The organism is Streptococcus sp. Marseille-Q7156 (assembly GCF_965119495.1).
Genome location: NZ_CBCPLU010000001.1, coordinates 638,729 through 659,797 on the forward strand (window position 1 = coordinate 638,729; position 21,069 = coordinate 659,797).

General features: G+C 40.2%; 15 protein-coding genes. 13 read left to right on the forward strand and 2 right to left on the reverse strand.

What is annotated here, in order from left to right:
- Nucleotides 1-167: 167 nt before the first annotated feature.
- The gene (locus tag ACWPV5_RS03180; protein ID WP_454382248.1) at nucleotides 168-3,695 is read left to right on the forward strand and encodes a pneumococcal-type histidine triad protein; all 3,528 of its coding nucleotides are present in this window, start codon (nucleotides 168-170) and stop codon (nucleotides 3,693-3,695) included.
- Between the two features lie 273 nt (nucleotides 3,696-3,968).
- Here ACWPV5_RS03180 and ACWPV5_RS03185 read toward each other — a convergent pair whose 3' ends face one another.
- Nucleotides 3,969-5,534, reverse strand: a complete 1,566-nt coding sequence (locus tag ACWPV5_RS03185; protein ID WP_454382250.1) for an ATP-binding cassette domain-containing protein — start codon at nucleotides 5,532-5,534, stop codon at nucleotides 3,969-3,971.
- A 599-nt stretch (nucleotides 5,535-6,133) separates the two neighbouring features.
- On the opposite strand from ACWPV5_RS03185, the gene ACWPV5_RS03190 reads away from it, so the two are divergent.
- The 7 genes from ACWPV5_RS03190 (at nucleotide 6,134) to ACWPV5_RS03220 (ending at nucleotide 14,952) form a co-directional block, all read left to right on the forward strand.
- Complete coding sequence (locus ACWPV5_RS03190) at nucleotides 6,134-6,676, forward strand: YceD family protein (protein WP_000773212.1); 543 nt, start codon at nucleotides 6,134-6,136, stop codon at nucleotides 6,674-6,676.
- Nucleotides 6,676-7,305, forward strand: coding sequence for an endonuclease III (gene nth / locus ACWPV5_RS03195; protein ID WP_219966591.1), 630 nt, complete (start codon nucleotides 6,676-6,678; stop codon nucleotides 7,303-7,305). The genes ACWPV5_RS03190 and nth overlap by 1 nt, the downstream gene beginning before the upstream one ends.
- A 210-nt stretch (nucleotides 7,306-7,515) precedes the next feature.
- Nucleotides 7,516-8,037: a bifunctional pyr operon transcriptional regulator/uracil phosphoribosyltransferase PyrR gene (gene pyrR / locus ACWPV5_RS03200; protein WP_004257972.1), complete on the forward strand. Its 522-nt coding sequence runs from the start codon at nucleotides 7,516-7,518 to the stop codon at nucleotides 8,035-8,037.
- A gap of 18 nt (nucleotides 8,038-8,055) precedes the next feature.
- On the forward strand, nucleotides 8,056-8,979 hold the full coding sequence (locus ACWPV5_RS03205) for an aspartate carbamoyltransferase catalytic subunit (RefSeq protein WP_023942684.1): 924 nt from the start codon (nucleotides 8,056-8,058) through the stop codon (nucleotides 8,977-8,979).
- Between the two features lie 49 nt (nucleotides 8,980-9,028).
- A complete protein-coding gene (locus ACWPV5_RS03210; RefSeq protein ID WP_000166853.1) occupies nucleotides 9,029-10,108 on the forward strand; it encodes a carbamoyl phosphate synthase small subunit in 1,080 nt (359 codons plus the stop codon).
- A gap of 447 nt (nucleotides 10,109-10,555) precedes the next feature.
- Nucleotides 10,556-13,732 carry a carbamoyl-phosphate synthase large subunit gene (carB, locus tag ACWPV5_RS03215; RefSeq protein ID WP_454382253.1) on the forward strand — a complete coding sequence of 1,059 codons (3,177 nt, stop codon included), beginning with the start codon at nucleotides 10,556-10,558 and terminating at the stop codon, nucleotides 13,730-13,732.
- Nucleotides 13,733-14,034: 302 nt separating this feature from the next.
- A complete protein-coding gene (locus tag ACWPV5_RS03220) occupies nucleotides 14,035-14,952 on the forward strand; it encodes a bifunctional riboflavin kinase/FAD synthetase (protein WP_000587439.1) in 918 nt (305 codons plus the stop codon).
- An 87-nt stretch (nucleotides 14,953-15,039) separates the two neighbouring features.
- Here ACWPV5_RS03220 and ACWPV5_RS03225 read toward each other — a convergent pair whose 3' ends face one another.
- Nucleotides 15,040-15,888, reverse strand: a complete 849-nt coding sequence (locus ACWPV5_RS03225; RefSeq protein ID WP_261193319.1) for a YitT family protein — start codon at nucleotides 15,886-15,888, stop codon at nucleotides 15,040-15,042.
- Between the two features lie 141 nt (nucleotides 15,889-16,029).
- On the opposite strand from ACWPV5_RS03225, the gene ACWPV5_RS03230 reads away from it, so the two are divergent.
- The 5 genes from ACWPV5_RS03230 (at nucleotide 16,030) to vicK (ending at nucleotide 21,068) form a co-directional block, all read left to right on the forward strand.
- Nucleotides 16,030-16,869, forward strand: coding sequence for a DegV family protein (locus tag ACWPV5_RS03230; RefSeq protein WP_261043751.1), 840 nt, complete (start codon nucleotides 16,030-16,032; stop codon nucleotides 16,867-16,869).
- Nucleotides 16,870-16,976: 107 nt separating this feature from the next.
- Nucleotides 16,977-17,252, forward strand: a complete 276-nt coding sequence (locus ACWPV5_RS03235) for an HU family DNA-binding protein (protein WP_001284642.1) — start codon at nucleotides 16,977-16,979, stop codon at nucleotides 17,250-17,252.
- 535 nt (nucleotides 17,253-17,787) lie between these two features.
- On the forward strand, nucleotides 17,788-18,963 hold the full coding sequence (mutY, locus tag ACWPV5_RS03240) for an A/G-specific adenine glycosylase (RefSeq protein ID WP_454382257.1): 1,176 nt from the start codon (nucleotides 17,788-17,790) through the stop codon (nucleotides 18,961-18,963).
- 55 nt (nucleotides 18,964-19,018) lie between these two features.
- On the forward strand, nucleotides 19,019-19,726 hold the full coding sequence (gene yycF / locus ACWPV5_RS03245) for a response regulator YycF (RefSeq protein ID WP_101785036.1): 708 nt from the start codon (nucleotides 19,019-19,021) through the stop codon (nucleotides 19,724-19,726).
- On the forward strand, nucleotides 19,719-21,068 hold the full coding sequence (gene vicK / locus ACWPV5_RS03250) for a cell wall metabolism sensor histidine kinase VicK (protein ID WP_261032498.1): 1,350 nt from the start codon (nucleotides 19,719-19,721) through the stop codon (nucleotides 21,066-21,068). The genes yycF and vicK overlap by 8 nt, the downstream gene beginning before the upstream one ends.
- Nucleotide 21,069: the final 1 nt, after the last annotated feature.

Here is a 21,069-nt window from a genome sequence, read left to right on the forward strand (position 1 = left end):
TAGGGGTGGTCATGATTTTTTATGACATAAAAATCTTGACAGATAAACTTAAAAAATGTAAACTATTTACTGGTTAATTAATTGGTTAAACAACCAATTTAGAAAACTATTTAATCAAGTAAAGGAAGTTAAGAAAAAGCTTCATCATTTATTGAAATGAGGGATTTATGAAATTCAGTAAAAAGTATATAGCAGCTGGATCAGCTGTTATCGTATCCTTGAGTCTTTGCGCCTATGCACTGAACCAGCATCGCTCGCAGGAAAATAAGGACGATAATCGTGTATCTTATGTGGATGGCAGCCAGTCAAGTCAGAAAACTGAAAACCTGACACCAGATCAGGTTAGCCAGAAAGAAGGAATTCAGGCTGAGCAAATTGTCATCAAAATTACAGATCAGGGCTATGTGACGTCACACGGTGACCACTATCATTACTATAATGGGAAAGTTCCTTATGATGCCCTCTTTAGTGAAGAACTCTTGATGAAGGATCCAAACTACAAACTTAAGGATGGAGATATTGTCAATGAGGTCAAGGGTGGTTATATCATCAAGGTCGATGGAAAATATTATGTCTACCTGAAAGATGTAGCTCATGCTGATAATGTTCGAACTAAGGATGAAATCAATCGTCAAAAACAAGAACACGTCAAAGATAATGAGAAGGTCAGCTCTGATGTTGCTGTAGCAAGGTCTCAGGGACGCTATACGACAGATGATGGTTATGTCTTTAATCCAGCTGATATTATCGAAGATACTGGTGATGCTTATATCGTTCCTCACGGAGGACACTATCACTACATTCCAAAAAGTGATTTGTCTGCTAGTGAATTAGCAGCCGCTAAAGCTCATTTAGCTGGCAAAAATACGCAACCAAGTCAGCTAAGCTATTCTTCAGCAGCTAGTGACAATAACACGCAATCTGTAGCACAAGGATCAACTAGCAAGCCAGAAAGCAAAACTGAAAATCTTCAAAGTCTTTTGAAAGAACTCTATGATTCGCCTAGTGACCAACGTTACAGTGAATCAGATGGTTTAGTTTTTGACCCTGCTAAGATTGTCAGTCGTACACCAAATGGAGTTGCGATTCCGCATGGCGACCATTATCACTTTATTCCTTACAGCAAGCTCTCTCCTTTAGAAGAAAAGATTGCTAGAATGGTGCCTATCGGTGGTACTGGTTCTACGATTTCTACAAATGAAAAACCTAATGAAGTAGCGTCTAGTCTAGGAAGTCTTCCAAGTAATCCATCTATATTGAATAATGCTTCTTCAATGTTAAATAAGGAAATTTCTTCAACATCTGATGGTTATATCTTTAATCCTAAAGATATTGTCGAAGAAACAGCTACAGCTTATATTGTCAGACATGGTGATCATTTCCATTACATTCTTAAGCCGAATCAAATTGGACAACCGACTCTTCCAAACAATGGTCTAGCAACACCTTCTCCATCTCTTCCAATCAATCCAGGAATTTCACATGAGGAACATGAAGAAGATGGACATGGCTTTGATGCTAATCGTATTATTGCGGAAGATGAGCAAGGCTTTATTATGAGTCATGGTGATCATAACCATTACTTCTTCAAGAAGGATTTGACTGCTGATCAAATCAAGGCAGCGCAAGAACACTTGAAAGGTGTAACTCCAGCAACACCAAGCCCAGCCAATGATGATCACGATGGCGATGAGCATGACCACCATCATGGTGAAGATCATGATCATGGTTTTGATGCCAATCGTGTCATCAGTGAGGATGAACAAGGCTTTGTCATGTCACACGGAGATCACAATCATTTCTTCTTTAAGAAAGATTTGACAGCAGAGCAAATTAAGGCCGCACAGGATCATCTGAAAACACATCATGGTGTAGAACCTGTAAAACCTCTTGCTAAAACAGTAGAGTCTTTCTCAAGAGATGCTAGTGATGAAGAAAAGATTGCTTATATCTCTAAAACTTATGGCGTTCCACTTGAAGCTATTAGAATTTCAAACGGATTCTTTGTTTTTGGAAATCCAGACCAAGCCTACGATCCAACTCATATCCATCCCTATGCTGTTCGTAAAGAACACGTTCGACTGCCACTCCAAACTGGCAATCCAGAACTTGATTTCCTAAATGAACTCTATACCACTGCTTTGAGAGATGGTGTGTCTCCGTACAGCTTACAGGTAGAAAATGGTAGTTTTGTGATTCCTCATGGCGACCACAATCACTACATCAAGGTGCAAACTAAGGGCTATGAAGTAGCTTTGAAAAACAAGATTCCAGCTCTACAATCCAACTACCAACCTGGAGCTTTTGATGAGAAGGCAGTCTTGGAAAAAGTAGATCAACTTTTAACTGATAGCAGAAGCATCTACAAAGACAAGCCTATCGAACAAAGACAGATTGAGTTAGCCTTAGGTCAGTTTACTGAAAACATAAAGAAACTGGCAACTAACTCTACAGCAGGTTATCTTGCGACACTGGATCTCTTTGATAAGCAATATATCCATATTGATGAAAGTGTCAAACCTGTTGAAACAAGTGATTTAGATAAGAAATATCAGGCCTTGATTGATAAAATCAATACACTGGATACAGACTCTTATGGACTTCCAAAGAAAGATCTTCTCGTTCGACTCCAAGAAGCTAAATTGGCTAAAGATGAGGCTGGTTTAGCAGCGGTTGAATCACAACTTCAAGCCTTGCAAGACTTTAATGACCGAACAGGTGTTACAACTGTGGAATACATCAAGTACTTCTACGAACACGTAAATGACGGTCGTTTGAGTGATGAACTTCGAAACAAAGTAGCTCAGTTGACTTGGACTTTGTATCAATCTCAATCCTTCCTTAAGGCAGCAGAATTGAACAAACTATTCCCAAGTATCTATCAGGCAAAACAAGAAGTGGAAGAAGCTTTGAAAGCTCAGCCAACTACTGCGAAATCAAGTCAGACAGTTCTAGATACTGAAAAAGTTGATAATCAAAGTGCCAAGACAGCTATTTATGCCTTCTTGAAAGAATTGTACGGAGACTTTATGCCTGAAGAGCATATGAATCATGTCAGCAAGGAACAAGTAGAAAGTCTTTTGAGCAAGGCAACTCAACTCTTAGAGCAAATCCAAGAAGAAGGAATCAGACAATCTTTGGGAGAAGAAGTAGAAAATCTCAAAGCTGCTACAAACAAGGCTGATGCAGACTTGGATGAAGTAAACAGTCAGGTAAAAGATGTCTTGACTCGTATCGCTAGTGTCCTTCAACAAGAGAAGGAAAATGCTGATCAAGATCCTCAGACACTTGTACTCTATCAAAAACTTTACGATATCCTCATGTCACTTCATGCTTACTTAGAAAACAATAAGGGTTCTGACGCGGACTTTGATAAGGTAGATGCTTTACTAGATCAACTTTCTGCTAAGAGTAAAGATAAGGCTGCTTTACTTGAATTGACAAAAGCTATTCTGATCTTGAATCAAGAAATCAAGTCAAAATCAATAGCGAGTGAAGAAGTAAGTCCAGAAACAAATGGTGATAAGACAAGTCCCGAAACTGAAACATCAGCAACTGCGGAATCTAACAGTGAAACTGCTAGCGACGAAAACAAACCGAGCAACGCAACAGATTCTAAACCTGCTGAATCAACTTCAGAAAAGGAAACAGCAGAATCTACAACAAGTGCTGGAAATCAAGAAAAACCAGCATAATAAAAAAGTTGGTAGATAAAAAAGTTTGTGGTCGTAGATCTAGGAGATTTTCCAATTCAAGGCTGTTTCCTATTTCTCATTGTAATTATAAACCATGGTAAGATAAGAAAACGAGCATTTCCAACCGAGGAGGTGCTCGTTTTTTGATAGTTAGAAGTAGTTTTTATCCGTCTATTTAGAGTTGATTACAAGAAATTATTGACTTGAATGTGGATATAAGATTTATTCACTGATTATAATGTTTAAATAGCGCTCCAAAGCAAAGAATTATCCTCATGAGTATGAATCTTCTAAATTAACTACCTCCAGACCGTGTTCTGTCAAGCTATAGATGATCGAACAGACCTCTTTTAAGAAACGACGGTCATGTGAAACAGTGATGAGACCGCCTGGATAGGTTGCAAAGAGTTTTCTGATTTGGGGTTGAGAAGTGGGAGAAAAGTTTCGTGTGGGTTCATCCAGAAGGAGAAAGTTTGGTTTTCGTAGCACTAAATCCAAAAGCAGGAGTTTTCCCTGTTGTCCGCCAGATAAGGAGCGAATTTGATGCTGCATTTCTGGATAACTGAAATTGAGACTAGCTAAGTGGGATTGGATTTTCTGCAGTTCCTCTTTTTCCCCAGTTTTGCTGAGATAGGCTATTGGTGATAAATCCAATTGCAGTTTTTTGTGGTAATCTTGTGGCATAAAACCAAGCGAAATCTCTCTTTTATCATTAAGAAGTTGCTGTAACTTGGCTAACAGAGTTGATTTCCCAATACCATTTGGGCCGATGATACCGATTTTTTCTTGGCCACGGACAGTTAGTTGTAGTCCCTGAGACAAAATTCGCTCGCCGATGGACAAATTTTCTTTTTCCAGTTGGATTAAGACTTTAGAAGCCGGTAATGGCTGTATATCTGAGAAGAAAAGTCTGATTTCTTCCTCTTCAAGTGGTTTTTGGGTCATAGACTGAGCTGCCTTTTCAATACGTTTTTCTTGAGAGAGAACATTTTTCATCTTTTTAGCTAATAAGCGACCGGCAGTACTGTCTTTGGTAGCTCGAAGGGCAGTTTCTACATTTTGCTTGACTCGGCGATGCTTTTTCATGGTTTTGTCATAGGCTCTCTGGTCGTTAGCAGCTTGCTGGCTTTGTCTGACAAAATTAGCCTTTCTCTGCTCACTATAGCAATCATAGTCTAAATGCTCTACTAACGTTTCTGCTTCTTTACGGTGCTTGACCAGTCGCAAGTGGACAATAGTGTCTGCCGTTTGAGAAAGAAAGTCTTCATCATGGGAAATGAAAATAACAGTTTGTCTAATATTTTGAATCTGATTTTTTAGCCAATCAACCGTCTCAAGGTCTAGGTCATTTGAAGGTTCATCTAAAAATAGGATTTCAAAGGGTTTAGCTAACTCATGGATGAGCTGAATTTTCAAAGCTTCGCCCCCTGATAGACTGCCAATCTTTTGGTCGCTAGCAAATCGATTGCTATCAAAATGCAATTCCTCAGCCAAACGATAGAGGACACTGTAATCTAAATCAATAGTATCCAAAAAGAAGTAGTCGTGTAAAGTTTTCTTTTTCAGGTCCTCAGGGACTTTTTGAGGAATGTAGGATATTGATTGATAATCAGATTGAATGTCTCCCCTGATAGTGAAATCAGGCAAAGCTTCCCCCATTAGAGTTTTAAGCAAGGTTGATTTGCCATTTCCTTCTTCGCCAATAATAGCTAGCTTTTCCCCGTCTTGGATGGTCATGTTTAAGTCTGAGACAAGGTCTCGTAAATCTTTATTTTGTGTGATGGTCAGGTGATTGATTTTTATCATATGATTGCCCTTTCTAGAATGTTCATAGTGCATAACAAAAAGCTCTACTTTACCTAGTAGAGCCAAAGTTTATGTCAAAAAACTCTATTAATACTCTTCGAAAATCTCTTCAAACCACGTCAGCGTCGCCTTACCGTAGATATATGTAACTGACTTCGTCAGTCTTATCTACAACCTCAAAGCAGTGCTTTGAGCAACCTGCGGCTAGCTTCCTAGTTTGCTTTTTGATTTTCATTGAGTATAAAATGCCGGAAGAAAGAGCATAAAAGAGCACACAAAAAGAGACAAAAACAAGATCTACTAAATAAAGGTTCTTTATTTGATAGACTTAGTCGTTCATGTCTCCATTACCTCCGAGTATTAGTATCTTTATACTATACCTTTAAGGAAATTTTGTCAACATAAAACTGGAAATTTCAATCTCTAAAATACGAGTGGTAAGCATTAGTAATGAGTTCTTTGTCTTCCATATGAGCATCCTCCTTGCTATCATGTATTCTTGCCTATAGTATAGCACCAAAAAATATAGTGATAAATATATTAAAAAATCGAATTTTAATTACAAAGTTTGGTGGGCTGATTTGTAGCTTTTTCATGGTATAATCAAGAGAGTAAATATTTATGGAGGAAGTATGAAATTAAATATTCAAGAAATTCGTAAGCAGTCTGAAGGCTTGCATTTTGAACAAACCTTAGACCTAGCCGCAGACCTGCGTGCACGTAATCAAGAAATTTTAGATGTAAAAGATATCCTTGCAGTTGGGAAAGTACAGTACGAAGACCGTATGTATTTCTTAGATTATCAGTTGTCTTATACCATTGTTCTTGCTTCAAGTCGCAGTATGGAGCCAGTTGAGTTAGTTGAATCGTATCCAGTAACGGAAGTTTTCATGGAAGGCGCAACCAACCAGCTAGATCAAGAAGTTTTAGATGATGATTTGGTCTTGCCTATCGAAAATGGAGAACTTGACCTTGCTGAGAGCGTGTCAGACAATATCCTGCTGAACATTCCTATCAAGGTCTTGACGGCTGAAGAAGAAGCTGGTCAAGGATTTGTGTCAGGAAATGACTGGCAAATCATGACTGAGGAAGAATACCAAGCTCAACAAGCTGTTAAGAAAGAAGAAAACAGTCCTTTTGCTGGCTTACAAGGACTATTTGATGGAGACGAATAATGGTCTTGTCAAAAAAACGTGCACGAAAGGTGCTAGAAGAAATCATTGCTCTTTTTCCAGATGCTAAGCCAAGTCTTGATTTTACCAATCATTTTGAACTCTTGGTTGCGGTCATGTTGTCAGCACAGACAACGGATGCAGCGGTAAATAAGGCCACACCAGGTCTCTTTTCTGCCTTTCCAACGCCACAAGCCATGTCTGTGGCGACTGAAAGTGAGATTGCTTCACACATTTCTCGCCTGGGACTGTATCGAAATAAGGCTAAATTCCTTAAAAAATGTGCCCAACAGTTACTAGACGATTTTGATGGTCAAGTCCCTCAAACACGAGAGGAATTAGAGAGTTTGGCAGGTGTTGGTCGCAAGACAGCTAATGTTGTCATGAGTGTAGGATTTGGGATTCCAGCCTTTGCAGTGGATACTCATGTGGAGCGTATTTGCAAACACCACGATATCGTCAAAAAATCAGCGACACCACTTGAGGTGGAAAAGCGGGTCATGGATATCTTGCCGCCTGAGCAGTGGTTAGCTGCCCATCAGGCCATGATTTATTTTGGAAGAGCCATTTGTCATCCTAAAAATCCAGAGTGTGACCAGTACTCACAGTTATATGATTTTAGCAATTTATAAGATGGGGTTTCAAAAGTTTTTGCTTGATTTTAAGCATGCTTTGTGCTATAGTATTTGATAACTAAATATTCCTTTAAACCTGTCCCGTGAGGCAGGCAAGGAGAACGATTAAGTAGTAGGGTGAAGTCTATACTGTTTGCAGTAGGGCTCGCTTGGCTATACATTTCAAGTCTCCTTGTTTAAGGAGACTTTTCTTTTTGGAGGTTTATCATGAAGGCAAAAGAAGTTGTAGACGAATTGACTGTCAAACGAGCGATTACGCGTATTACTTATGAGATTATCGAACGCAACAAAGATTTGAATAAGATCGTCTTGGCTGGTATTAAAACTCGTGGTGTATTTATCGCCCACCGAATCCAAGAACGTTTGGAGCAACTAGAAAATCTTTCAGTTCCTGTTGTGGAATTGGATACAAAACCTTTCCGTGATGATGTTAAAAGTGGAGAAGATACTTCTTTGGTTTCTGTCGATGTGACAGACCGCGAAGTTATCTTGGTGGACGATGTGCTTTATACAGGCCGCACTATCCGTGCTGCTATTGATAATATTGTAGGTCATGGTCGTCCTGCGCGCGTGAGTTTAGCAGTTCTAGTAGATCGTGGACATAGAGAATTGCCAATCCGTCCAGATTACGTTGGAAAAAATATCCCAACCAGTCGTTCTGAAGAAATCATCGTAGAGATGACAGAACTTGATGGCCAAGACAGAGTTCTGATTACTGAAGAAGCTTAGAAAGCTAAAGGAGTAGCCATGTCAGAAAATCAACAAGCATTGAACCATGTGGTGTCCATGGAAGACCTCACTGTCGATCAAGTGATGAAATTGATCAAGCGAGGAATTGAGTTTAAAAATGGAGCTCAGCTTCCCTATGAAGACCATTCAATTGTCTCCAATCTTTTCTTTGAGGATTCTACACGGACGCATAAGTCCTTTGAAGTGGCAGAGATTAAACTGGGATTGGAACGACTTGACTTTGATGTGAAGACTAGTTCAGTCAATAAGGGTGAAACACTTTATGATACCATTTTGACTTTGTCTGCTTTAGGAGTTGACGTCTGTGTGATTCGTCACCCAGAGGTTGACTACTACAGAGAGTTAATTGCTAGTCCCACGATTACGACTTCCATCATCAATGGTGGAGATGGTTCGGGCCAACACCCTAGCCAGAGCTTGCTTGATTTGATGACTATTTATGAGGAATTTGGTCACTTTGAGGGGCTCAAGGTCGCTATTGCAGGTGACTTGGACCATTCACGCGTTGCCAAATCCAATATGCAGATTTTGAAACGCTTAGGTGCAGAACTTTATTTTGCTGGACCTGAGGAATGGAGAAGTCAAGAGTTTGCAGACTATGGACAGTTTGTAACTATTGATGAAATCATTGATCAGGTGGATGTCATGATGTTTCTCCGTGTGCAACATGAACGCCATGATAGTGGTGCAGTCTTTTCAAAAGAAGACTACCATGCCCAACATGGCTTAACACAAGAACGTTACGAGCGCTTGAAAGAAACAGCAATCCTTATGCACCCAGCTCCAGTCAATCGTGATGTAGAAATCGCAGACCACTTGGTTGAAGCACCAAAATCACGGATTGTCCAACAAATGACCAATGGTGTTTTTGTTCGAATGGCAATCTTAGAATCCGTACTGGCGAGTAGAAACGCCAACTAAAACACAAGACGTTAAAAGACGCCAGTGAGCGTCCACGAGAGGTGAAAATATGACAAAAAGACTTCTAGTATTAGAAGATGGCACAGTTTTTGAAGGCAAGGCCTTCGGAGCAGATATTGATGTAACAGGCGAAATCGTCTTTAATACAGGCATGACCGGCTACCAAGAATCCATTACAGACCAGTCTTATAATGGACAAATCTTGACCTTTACTTATCCTTTGGTAGGAAATTATGGAATCAACCGTGATGATTACGAATCCATTATTCCAACTTGTAAGGGAGTCGTTGTTTTTGAAGAAGCACGTAGAGCAAGTAACTGGCGCAATCAAATGACCTTGGATGAATTTTTGAAAGCCAAGAAAATTCCAGGTATTTCAGGAATTGATACGCGTGCCCTTACAAAGATTATCCGTAAGCATGGTACCATGCGTGCAACCTTGACCCATGTTGGGGATAGTATGGACCATGTGACGGACCAGCTCCAAGCGACAGTCTTGCCGACAGACAATATCAAGCAGGTTTCTACTAAAACATCCTATCCAGCTCCAGGAGTTGGTTTGAGCGTGGTGCTAGTGGACTTTGGTCTCAAGCACTCAATCTTACGTGAGCTTTCTAAACGCAACTGTAACGTGACAGTTGTTCCTTATTCGACAACGGCTGAAGAAATTCTCCATCTCAATCCTGACGGAGTTATGTTGTCAAACGGTCCAGGTAACCCAGAAGATGTTCCACAGGCACTGGATATGATTCGTGGTGTGCAAGGAAAAATTCCAATTTTTGGTATCTGTATGGGACACCAACTCTTTGCTATGGCAAATGGTGCTAAGACCTATAAGATGAAATTTGGACACCGTGGATTCAACCATGCGGTTCGCGAAATTGCTACCGGACGTGTGGATTTTACAAGTCAAAACCATGGTTATGCAGTTAGCCGTGAGGATTTGCCAGAGCACTTGATTATTACCCATGAAGAAATCAATGACAAGTCAGTTGAAGGTGTGCGTCACAGATACCAACCTGCTTTCTCTGTTCAATATCACCCAGACGCAGCACCTGGTCCACACGACGCAAGCTACCTATTCGACGAGTTTATCGAGATGATGGAAGCTTTTAAACAATCAAACTAAGAACGAGTAAAAGCTCGTCGGAGAATTTATTTAATTGAACACGGACGGAAAGCTCGGAATTTAGAGAAACCAATTTGGATTGTCAATCCTTCCTTGGTTTCCTAAAAATCAATCGCTTTCTATTCGTCCTTTGTATCTTATTTAATGTCGCTCTGTGAGGCGACGAATAGAAAGGCAGGTCGTTTCTTTTAGTCGCTATCAGGCGAACTAAAAACTCCCTGCACTAGATTTTTTACCGAAAAGTATCGTTTCGCTAAAAAATCGTCGGAGAATTTATTTAATGGCAACCTGAGAGTTGCCGAATAGAAAGGAGAAGATACATTGTTCGCGGAAGTGAACACGCCCTAAGAACTGTGTGAAAAAGATAAACATCGTCTTGACGCTGAAGGCGTCTGCACCGAGTTTCCTATTTTCACTGTGTTCTTTACGGGCTTTGTATCATAAACTATGCCTAAACGTACTGATATTCAAAAAATTATGGTGATTGGTTCTGGTCCGATTATTATTGGTCAGGCTGCTGAGTTTGACTACGCTGGGACCCAGGCTTGCTTGTCGTTGAAAGAGGAAGGTTATGAGGTTGTCTTGGTTAACTCAAACCCTGCCACCATCATGACGGACAAGGAGATTGCGGACAAGGTTTATATTGAACCGATTACACTTGAGTTTGTAACGCGTATTCTTCGTAAGGAACGTCCAGATGCCTTGCTACCAACCCTTGGTGGTCAGACAGGGCTCAACATGGCCATGGAATTGTCTAAAAATGGTATCCTAGATGAACTTGGTGTTGAGCTTCTGGGAACTAAATTATCTGCCATTGACCAAGCGGAGGACCGTGACCTCTTTAAACAATTGATGGAAGAGCTCAACCAACCAATTCCAGAATCTGAAATTGTTAACACAGTAGAAGAAGCAGTTGCCTTTGCAGCAACAATTGGCTACCCAGTCATCGTTCGTCCAGCCTTTACACTTGGTGGTACTGGTGGTGGTATGTGTGCTAATGAGGAAGAATTGCGTGAAATCGCTGAAAATGGATTGAAATTGTCACCTGTGACCCAATGTTTGATTGAGCGTTCAATCGCAGGTTTCAAGGAAATCGAATACGAAGTGATGCGTGACTCAGCTGACAATGCCTTGGTTGTTTGTAACATGGAAAACTTTGACCCAGTCGGGATTCACACAGGAGATTCCATTGTATTTGCCCCAGCTCAGACTATGTCAGACTATGAAAACCAAATGCTTCGTGACGCAAGCTTGAGCATTATTCGTACCCTCAAGATTGAAGGGGGATGTAACGTTCAGCTGGCCCTTGACCCACACAGCTTCAAGTACTATGTTATCGAAGTAAACCCTCGTGTATCGCGTTCGTCAGCCCTTGCTTCTAAGGCTACAGGTTACCCAATCGCTAAATTGGCTGCTAAGATTGCAGTCGGTTTGACCTTGGATGAGGTTATCAACCCAGTTACAGGTTCAACTTATGCTATGTTTGAGCCAGCCCTCGACTACGTCGTTGCCAAGATTCCACGTTTCCCATTTGATAAGTTTGAAAAGGGTGAACGTCGTCTTGGGACTCAGATGAAGGCAACTGGAGAAGTTATGGCAATTGGCCGTAACATCGAAGAGTCACTTCTTAAAGCTTGTCGCTCCCTTGAAATTGGGGTTCACCACAATGAAATGCCAGAACTTGCAGCAGTTTCTGATGATGCCTTGATTGAAAAAGTTGTCAAAGCCCAAGATGACCGTCTCTTCTACGTGTCAGAAGCTATTCGCCGTGGTTACACACCAGAAGAAATTGCTGAATTGACAAAGATTGATATCTTCTATCTGGATAAACTCTTGCATATCTTTGAAATTGAACAGGAGTTGGGAGCTCATCCACAAGATCTAGACGTTTTGAAAACTGCCAAACTCAATGGTTTCTCAGACCGTAAGATTGCTGAACTTTGGGAAACGACTGCAGACCAAGTTCGTCAGCTTCGTTTGGAAAACAAGATTGTCCCAGTCTACAAGATGGTAGATACTTGTGCGGCAGAGTTTGACTCTGAAACACCATATTTCTATTCAACCTATGGATGGGAAAATGAGTCTATCAAGTCTGATAAGGAATCTGTCCTAGTCCTAGGTTCAGGTCCAATCCGTATCGGTCAAGGGGTTGAGTTTGACTACGCAACTGTTCACTCGGTTAAGGCTATCCAGGCTGCTGGCTATGAAGCCATCATCATGAATTCAAACCCAGAGACCGTTTCAACAGACTTTTCTGTATCAGATAAGCTCTACTTTGAACCATTGACTTTCGAAGATGTTATGAACGTCATTGATTTGGAACAACCAAAAGGTGTTATCGTTCAGTTTGGTGGTCAGACAGCCATTAACCTTGCGGAGCCATTGGCAAAAGCAGGTGTGACCATCCTTGGTACACAGGTTGCTGACTTGGACCGCGCGGAAGACCGTGACCTCTTTGAGCAAGCTCTTAAAGACTTAGATATTCCTCAGCCACCAGGACAAACGGCTACCAATGAAGAAGAAGCAGTTCTTGCAGCTCGCAAGATTGGGTTCCCAGTTCTTGTCCGCCCATCTTATGTCTTGGGTGGACGTGCCATGGAAATCGTTGAAAACGAAGAGGACCTCCGTTCTTACATGCGTACCGCTGTTAAGGCTAGTCCAGACCACCCAGTGCTTGTTGACTCATACATCGTTGGGCAAGAGTGTGAAGTTGATGCCATTTCAGACGGAGAAAATGTTCTTATCCCTGGTATCATGGAGCATATCGAACGTGCCGGTGTCCACTCAGGTGACTCAATGGCCGTTTATCCTCCACAAACCTTGTCGCAAAAGGTGCAAGAAACAATCGCAGACTATACTAAACGCCTAGCAATTGGTCTTAACTGTCTTGGAATGATGAACATCCAGTTTGTTATTAAGGATGAAAAAGTCTACGTTATTGAGGTCAATCCACGTGCCAGCCGTACCGTTCCATTCCTTTCTAAGGTTACCAATATTCCTATGGCTCAGGTAGCGACCAAGCTCATTCTTGGTCAAAGTTTATCAGAACTTGGCTACCAAGATGGTCTTTACCCTGAAAGCACTCGCGTTCATATCAAGGCACCTGTCTTCTCCTTCACGAAACTAGCTAAGGTAGATAGCTTACTCGGGCCTGAAATGAAGTCAACAGGTGAAGTTATGGGTTCTGATACGACTTTGGAAAAAGCTCTCTATAAAGCCTTTGAAGCTTCTTACTTACACTTGCCAACCTTTGGTAACGTTGTATTTACCATCGCTGATGATGCAAAAGAAGAAGCCTTGGACTTAGCTCGTCGTTTCCAAAATATTGGCTATGGAATCCTCGCGACAGAAGGGACAGCAACCTTCTTTGCCAGTCATGGCTTGCAAGCCCAACCTGTTGGTAAGATTGGTGATGACGATAAGGATATTCCAAGCTTTGTTCGTAAAGGAAGAATTCAAGCTATCATTAATACAGTAGGAACCAAACGAACTGCAGACGAAGATGGTGAGCAGATTCGCCGTTCAGCTATTGAACACGGAGTGCCCCTCTTCACAGCCCTAGATACAGCTAACGCCATGCTCAAAGTATTGGAAAGCCGTAGTTTTGTTACAGAAGCAATCTAGTTTAGAAAAGTTTTTCACAGTTTAAAAGCCAGCGTCAGAAAACGCTGGCTTTTGCGATATTAGTTCATGCTATTCAACTATCAGTTCTTCACTCAATGATAATTATGAATTGTGATACGATAAGAATAAATTGAGAATGGTTTATGATGTTAATCGTTCCCCTTTTTTGTAATTCTAGTATATCAGAGTCAATATATATTTGTATGGTACTACCTTTTGCAAAAATGGCTATTTCAGGTTAAAAAAACGACATTTCAGATTTTCTGTTCCAGAAATAGCTATCGCTATGATATAATTATTTTATGATTATTACTATTCCTATAAAAAACCAAAAAGATATTGGCACACCATCTGATTCAGTCGTTGTTCTCGGCTATTTTGATGGTATACACAAGGGGCATCAAGAATTATTTCGCGTTGCCAATAAGGCTGCGAGAAAGGATTTATTGCCTATCGTCGTTATGACCTTTAATGAATCTCCAAAGATCGCTTTAGAGCCTTATCATCCTGATCTGTTTTTACATATTTTGAACCCTGCTGAACGTGAAAGAAAATTAAAACGAGAAGGCGTAGAAGAATTATATCTCCTTGATTTTAGTAGTCAATTCGCTAGTCTCACGGCAGAAGAATTTTTTGCAACTTATATCAAGGCTATGAATGCCAAAATTATTGTTGCAGGTTTTGATTATACATTTGGTTCTGACCAAAAAACGGCAGAAGACTTAAAGGATTACTTTGATGGAGAAGTCATTATCGTTCCACCTGTAGAAGATGAGAAAGGAAAGATTAGTTCAACTCGTATCCGTCAAGCTATTTTAGATGGAAATGTGAAAGAAGCAGGAGAACTTTTGGGGGCACCGCTTCCATCAAGAGGTATGGTGGTTCATGGCAATGCTCGTGGTCGTACGATTGGTTATCCGACAGCGAATTTGGTGCTTTTAGATCGTACTTATATGCCAGCAGATGGCGTTTATGTCGTTGATGTTGAGATTCAAAGACAGAAGTATCGTGCCATGGCTAGTGTCGGGAAAAATGTGACCTTTGATGGAGAAGAAGCCCGTTTTGAAGTCAATATTTTTGATTTTAATCAAGATATTTATGGGGAAACCGTCATGGTTTATTGGCTTGATCGCATTCGAGATATGACCAAATTTGACTCAGTCGACCAATTAGTGGATCAGTTAAAGGCAGATGAAGAAGTTGCTCGGAATTGGTCTTAAGAAATTGAGTAAACAAAAAAGAGGTTGTCTGTAACCCAAAAGATAGATGAATAAGTCTAACTTTTGAGGTCACGACACTACCTCTTTTTATTCTTTTTCAAAGGTGAATCCTTCTCCAAGGATTTCATGGGCTTCTGTAATGGTTATAAAGGCTTGAGGATCGATTCGATGAATCATTTCCTTCATTTTCACAATCTCATTTCTACCGACAATACAGTAGATAATCTTCAAATCTTTTTGACTATAGTAGCCTTGACCAGAAATAAAAGTAACGCCTCTTCCCAGGTCATCATTAATCGCTTTAGCAAGTTGGTCAGGACGTTTTGTGATAATCATAAAGCCTTTACCAGCATAGCCTCCTTCGCCAATCAAATCAATAACACGCGAAACGATAAAATCAAACAAGAGCGTGTAGGAAACCAATCTCAAATCCTTGAAGATGATGAGAATCAGCATGAGAATACAAAAATCTAAGATAAAGAGCAACTTCCCCATAGATATATGAGTGTATTTATTGAGAATACGAGCTAGAATATCAGTTCCGCCCGTTGTACCTCCAGCATTAAAGATAATTCCAAGACCGATTCCCAATAGAATTCCCGCTATAAGAGCTGTGATTAGTAAATCACCTTGAAGATCAATATGAAGGGGAATACGTTCAAAAAAGGCTAACCAGGCGGATAAAGCTAAGGTTCCAAGCAAACTAGAATAGAGAGATTTTGCTCCAAATATTTTCCAAGCCAGGATGAAAAGGGGAATGTTAATCAGCAAGTTCATGAGCGAAACAGGGATTTTAAAAAGATAAAAGGTGATGAGGGTAATACCTGTCGCCCCTCCTTCAAAGAGATGATGAGGAACTACAAAATAAGTCAGCCCAAAAGCATAAATAGCAGCACCTAGTAAAATGGTAAAAATGGGGTAAATTTTTTTAATCATAGGAAACCTCTTTTCTTATAAGTTGATTATATCAAATTTTTACGGAAAATTTGATTGACTCCATTAGGATTTTTAATCTTTTTTTGATATAATTAGAAGTAAGAAAACCAATCTGAATCCTAAAATAGAAAGATTGATACTATGACAAAAATTAAGATTGTAACCGATTCATCTGTTACTATTGAACCTGAACTCGTAAAACAATTAGATATTACAATTGTTCCATTATCTGTAATGATTGATAATGTTGTTTATTCTGATGCTGATTTGAAAGAAGAAGGTAAATTTCTTCAGTTGATGCAAGCAAGTAAGAATCTTCCTAAGACAAGTCAACCGCCTGTAGGTGTCTTCGCTGAAGTTTTTGAAAACCTATGCAAAGATGGTAGCCAGATTCTTGCTATTCATATGTCCCATGCTCTTTCGGGGACTGTAGAAGCAGCACGTCAAGGTGCCAGCCTATCTACTGCCGACGTGACAGTTATCGATAGTTCCTTTACTGACCAAGCCTTGAAATTCCAAGTTGTTGAGGCTGCGAAATTAGCACAAGAAGGCAAAGATATGGAGACGATTTTAGCTCATGTAGAAGAGGTTAAAAACAACACAGAACTTTATATTGGCGTTTCTACTCTAGAAAATCTAGTAAAAGGTGGACGAATTGGCCGTGTAACTGGATTGTTGAGCTCACTTCTCAATATCCGTGTTGTCATGCAAATGAAAGACCATGAATTGCAGCCAATTGTTAAAGGTCGTGGAGCTAAAACTTTTAAAAAATGGTTGGATGAGTTGATAACATCACTCGCTGAACGTTCTGTAGCAGAGATTGGAATTTCATATTCTGGTGGTGCTGATTGGGCGAAAGAGATGAAAGAAAGCTTACAAGCCTATGTTGAACAGCCAATTTCTGTTTTGGAAACGGGTTCCATTATTCAAACGCACACAGGTGAGAATGCTTGGGCTATTTTGGTACGTTACCATTCCTAAAAAAATAAAGAAAATGCGAATAAACAGCGTTTTTAACTTGACCTATAAGGGATTTTAGGATATGATTATATTTGTTAATTAGAAATTAATTTGGAGGAATCATTAACATGGCAAACAAACAAGATTTGATCGCTAAAGTAGCAGAAGCTACAGAATTGACTAAGAAAGACTCAGCAGCAGCAGTTGAAGCTGTATTTTCAGCAGTAGCTGACTACCTTGCAGCTGGTGAAAAAGTTCAATTGATCGGTTTTGGTAACTTTGAAGTTCGTGAGCGTGCTGCACGTAAAGGTCGCAACCCACAAACTGGTAAAGAAATCACAATTGCAGCTTCTAAAGTTCCAGCATTCAAAGCTGGTAAAGCTCTTAAAGACGCTGTTAAATAATCAGCCTTTAAAAAGCCTATCATATCAAGCATTTGAGCTTGTGTGACAGGCTTTTTTTGTGTATAGGGGGCAAAACATTATTTTCCCTTTGTTACTTGTTTTAGGATGATATCAATCTGCGTTTTCATTGTTTTATAAGGGAGATGAGTTTTTATTGTTTATCCGTAGGATGATCGACTATTTTAAATAATACTGTATTTCTAGCTTATACTCTTCGAAAATCTCTTCAAACCAAGTCAGCTTCACCTTGGATTATATATGTGACTGACTTCGTCAGTCTTATCTACAACCTCAAAGCAGTGCTTTGAGCAACCTGCGGCTAGCTTCCTAGTTTTCTCTTTGATTTTCATTGAGTATTATTTGTCTCAAAATCAAACCATGAAGATGGATAATTGCATTCTATGATATTATATCGATTTTCAGCTGAAGTCATATTAAAAATATTTAAGTAGAAAGAAAAGTCATATACTGTCTATTGAAAATATTATAAATCAGATACAAAGACAGGTGAAACCTTCTGTGTTATACTAGAGATATGTTAGATTTGAAAGAATATGGTATCGTCATGTGGCCGGAGGAGAAGATCCTTTCTTTTCGTGAGAAACTCCTCAACTGGTATGATGGAAACAAGCGAGATTTACCGTGGCGTAGAAGTAAAAATCCTTATCATATCTGGGTGTCTGAAATTATGCTCCAGCAGACCAGGGTGGATACGGTTATTCCTTACTATGAACGGTTCTTGGACTGGTTTCCAACAGTGGAAAGTTTGGCGAATGCGTCTGAAGAGCGTTTGTTGAAGGCTTGGGAGGGACTGGGATATTATTCTCGAGTTCGTAATATGCAGGCTGCAGCCCAGCAGATTATGACTGACTTTGGTGGTCAATTTCCAAACACCTATGAAGGAATTTCCAGTTTGAAAGGAATTGGCCCTTACACGGCAGGAGCCATATCCAGTATTGCTTTTAACTTGCCTGAGCCAGCTGTAGATGGTAATGTTATGCGTGTTTTGGCCCGCCTGTTCGAAGTCAACCATGATATTGGGATTCCAAGTAATCGCAAAATTTTTCAGGCAATGATGGAAATCCTGATTGACCCAGAAAGGCCTGGTGACTTTAATCAAGCCTTGATGGACTTGGGCTCAGATATTGAGGCGCCTGTAAATCCAAGACCAGAAGAAAGCCCAGTTAAGGACTTCAGTGCGGCATATCAGAATGGCACAATGGACCGTTATCCAATTAAGGCTCCCAAGAAAAAGCCTGTCCCAATTTATCTTAAAGCCTTGGTGGTCAAAAATACTCAAGGACAATTTTTACTTGAAAAAAATGAGAGTGAAAAGTTGTTGGCAGGATTTTGGCATTTTCCCTTGATAGAAGTAGATGAGTTTTCGCAAGAGGAGCAGTTTGACCTCTTTCATCAGGTTGCAGAAAAAAGTGTAAACTTTGGCCCCAGTCCAGAAGAGAGTTTCCAGCAGGACTATGACCTAGAAGTTGATTGGCTTGATGTTTGTTTTGAGACTGTCAAGCATGTCTTTAGCCATCGAAAGTGGCATGTTCAAATTGTAGCAGGTCAGGTGACTGACTTTCATGATTTTTCAGATAGGGAAGTTCGCTGGCTTTCACCAGAAGAGTTCAAGGATGTTCCACTTGCCAAACCCCAACAAAAAATCTGGCAGGCTTATGCACAAGCCAACTTAGACAGTAGCAAAGACTAGCTATTGTGTCTTCTTGCTATTTTTTTGGTATAATAGTAGAGAAAAAGGTGAACATATGAAAAAAATATTAATTGTAGATGATGAAAAACCAATCTCAGATATTATCAAGTTTAATATGACCAAGGAAGGTTACGAAGTTGTAACTGCTTTTAACGGTCGTGAAGCGCTAGAGCAATTTGAAGCAGAGCAGCCAGATATTATTATTTTGGATTTGATGCTTCCAGAAATTGATGGTTTAGAAGTTGCGAAGACTATTCGCAAGACTAGTAGTGTGCCTATTATCATGCTGTCAGCTAAGGATAGCGAATTTGATAAGGTTATCGGTTTGGAGCTTGGAGCGGATGACTATGTAACCAAACCCTTCTCAAATCGTGAGCTGCAGGCGCGTGTCAAAGCTCTCCTTCGTCGCACGGACTTGGTTTCTGTAGATAATCAAGAATCAGATGAAAATAAAACTCAACCCTTGCAAATTGGGGACTTGGAGATTGTTCCAGATGCCTATGTTGCTAAGAAATATGGTGAAGAACTAGACTTAACTCACCGTGAATTTGAACTCTTGTACCACTTGGCTTCTCATATCGGTCAAGTGATTACACGCGAACACTTGCTTGAAACGGTCTGGGGTTACGACTATTTCGGAGACGTTCGAACAGTTGACGTAACTATCAGACGTTTGCGTGAGAAGATTGAAGATACACCAAGTCGTCCTGAATATATCCTAACACGTCGCGGTGTTGGTTATTATATGAGAAATAATGATTAAACTAATTAAAGATACAGTTTTAACCAGTGATTTTATCTTTATCCTCATTCTACTTGGCTTTATTTTAGTAGTGACCTTACTTTTGCTAGAAAATCGTCGGGATAATATTCGGTTGAAGCAAATCAATCAAAAGGTAAAAGACCTGATTGCAGGAGATTATTCTCAGGTTTTGGATATGCAGGGAAGCTCTGAAATTACCAATATTACTAATAATCTCAATGATTTATCAGAAGTAATTCGTTTAACCCAAGAAAATCTGGAACAAGAGAGTAAACGATTACATAGTATCCTCTCTTATATGACGGACGGAGTCCTTGCGACCAATCGTCGTGGCAAGATTACCATGATTAATGACATGGCTAAGAAACAGTTAGGTGTTCAGAAAGAAGATGTTCTAAACAAAAGTATTCTAGAATTGCTTAAGATTGAAGATGAGTATGAACTTCGTGATTTAATCACCCAAATTCCTGAGCTCATGATTGATTCCCAGGATGCTAATGGTGAGTATCTGAGCCTCCGTGTTCGCTTTGCCTTGATTCGTCGAGAGTCTGGCTTTATTTCGGGTCTGGTTGCTGTTTTACACGATACGACAGAGCAGGAGAAGGAAGAACGCGAACGAAGACTCTTCGTATCCAATGTTAGCCATGAGCTACGGACACCCTTAACCAGTGTTAAGTCTTATCTTGAAGCCTTGGATGAGGGAGCTTTGTGTGAAACCGTAGCACCAGACTTTATCAAGGTATCTCTAGATGAAACCAACCGTATGATGCGAATGGTGACGGATCTCCTCCATCTCTCACGGATTGATAATGCGACCAGTCACCTAGATGTGGAACTGATTAACTTTACTGCCTTTATTACCTTTATCCTCAACCGTTTTGATCAGATAAGAGGGCAGGATGAAGAGAAGAAATACGAACTGGTGAGAGATTACCCCATTACCTCAGTTTGGATAGAGATAGATACAGATAAGATGACACAGGTGATTGATAATATTCTTAACAATGCCATCAAGTATTCGCCAGATGGTGGGAAAATCACAGTGACTATGAAGACGACTGATGATCAGATGATTTTATCCATCTCAGACCAAGGTTTGGGTATTCCTAAGCAGGATTTACCACGTATTTTTGACCGTTTTTATCGTGTGGATCGTGCTAGAAGTCGTGCCCAGGGTGGTACAGGTCTAGGACTGTCTATTGCCAAAGAAATTATCAAACAACATAAGGGCTTTATTTGGGCCAAGAGTGAATACGGTAAGGGATCAACTTTCACAATTGTGCTCCCTTATGATAAGGATGCAGTGAAAGAAGAAGTATGGGAGGATGAAGTAGAAGACTAGA

Bases quoted from the DNA above. Each gene is read 5' to 3' on its own strand.
- ACWPV5_RS03205 (WP_023942684.1), top strand. From the start codon at position 8,056: ATGTCAGAAAATCAACAAGCATTGAACCATGTGGTGTCCATGGAAGAC.
- vicK (WP_261032498.1), top strand. From the start codon at position 19,719: ATGATTAAACTAATTAAAGATACAGTTTTAACCAGTGATTTTATCTTT.
- ACWPV5_RS03210 (WP_000166853.1), top strand. From the start codon at position 9,029: ATGACAAAAAGACTTCTAGTATTAGAAGATGGCACAGTTTTTGAAGGC.
- carB (WP_454382253.1), top strand. From the start codon at position 10,556: ATGCCTAAACGTACTGATATTCAAAAAATTATGGTGATTGGTTCTGGT.
- ACWPV5_RS03220 (WP_000587439.1), top strand. From the start codon at position 14,035: ATGATTATTACTATTCCTATAAAAAACCAAAAAGATATTGGCACACCA.
- pyrR (WP_004257972.1), top strand. From the start codon at position 7,516: ATGAAGGCAAAAGAAGTTGTAGACGAATTGACTGTCAAACGAGCGATT.
- ACWPV5_RS03185 (WP_454382250.1), bottom strand. From the start codon at position 5,534: ATGCACTATGAACATTCTAGAAAGGGCAATCATATGATAAAAATCAAT.
- mutY (WP_454382257.1), top strand. From the start codon at position 17,788: ATGTTAGATTTGAAAGAATATGGTATCGTCATGTGGCCGGAGGAGAAG.
- yycF (WP_101785036.1), top strand. From the start codon at position 19,019: ATGAAAAAAATATTAATTGTAGATGATGAAAAACCAATCTCAGATATT.
- ACWPV5_RS03180 (WP_454382248.1), top strand. From the start codon at position 168: ATGAAATTCAGTAAAAAGTATATAGCAGCTGGATCAGCTGTTATCGTA.
- ACWPV5_RS03235 (WP_001284642.1), top strand. From the start codon at position 16,977: ATGGCAAACAAACAAGATTTGATCGCTAAAGTAGCAGAAGCTACAGAA.
- ACWPV5_RS03230 (WP_261043751.1), top strand. From the start codon at position 16,030: ATGACAAAAATTAAGATTGTAACCGATTCATCTGTTACTATTGAACCT.
- ACWPV5_RS03225 (WP_261193319.1), bottom strand. From the start codon at position 15,888: ATGATTAAAAAAATTTACCCCATTTTTACCATTTTACTAGGTGCTGCT.
- ACWPV5_RS03190 (WP_000773212.1), top strand. From the start codon at position 6,134: ATGAAATTAAATATTCAAGAAATTCGTAAGCAGTCTGAAGGCTTGCAT.
- nth (WP_219966591.1), top strand. From the start codon at position 6,676: ATGGTCTTGTCAAAAAAACGTGCACGAAAGGTGCTAGAAGAAATCATT.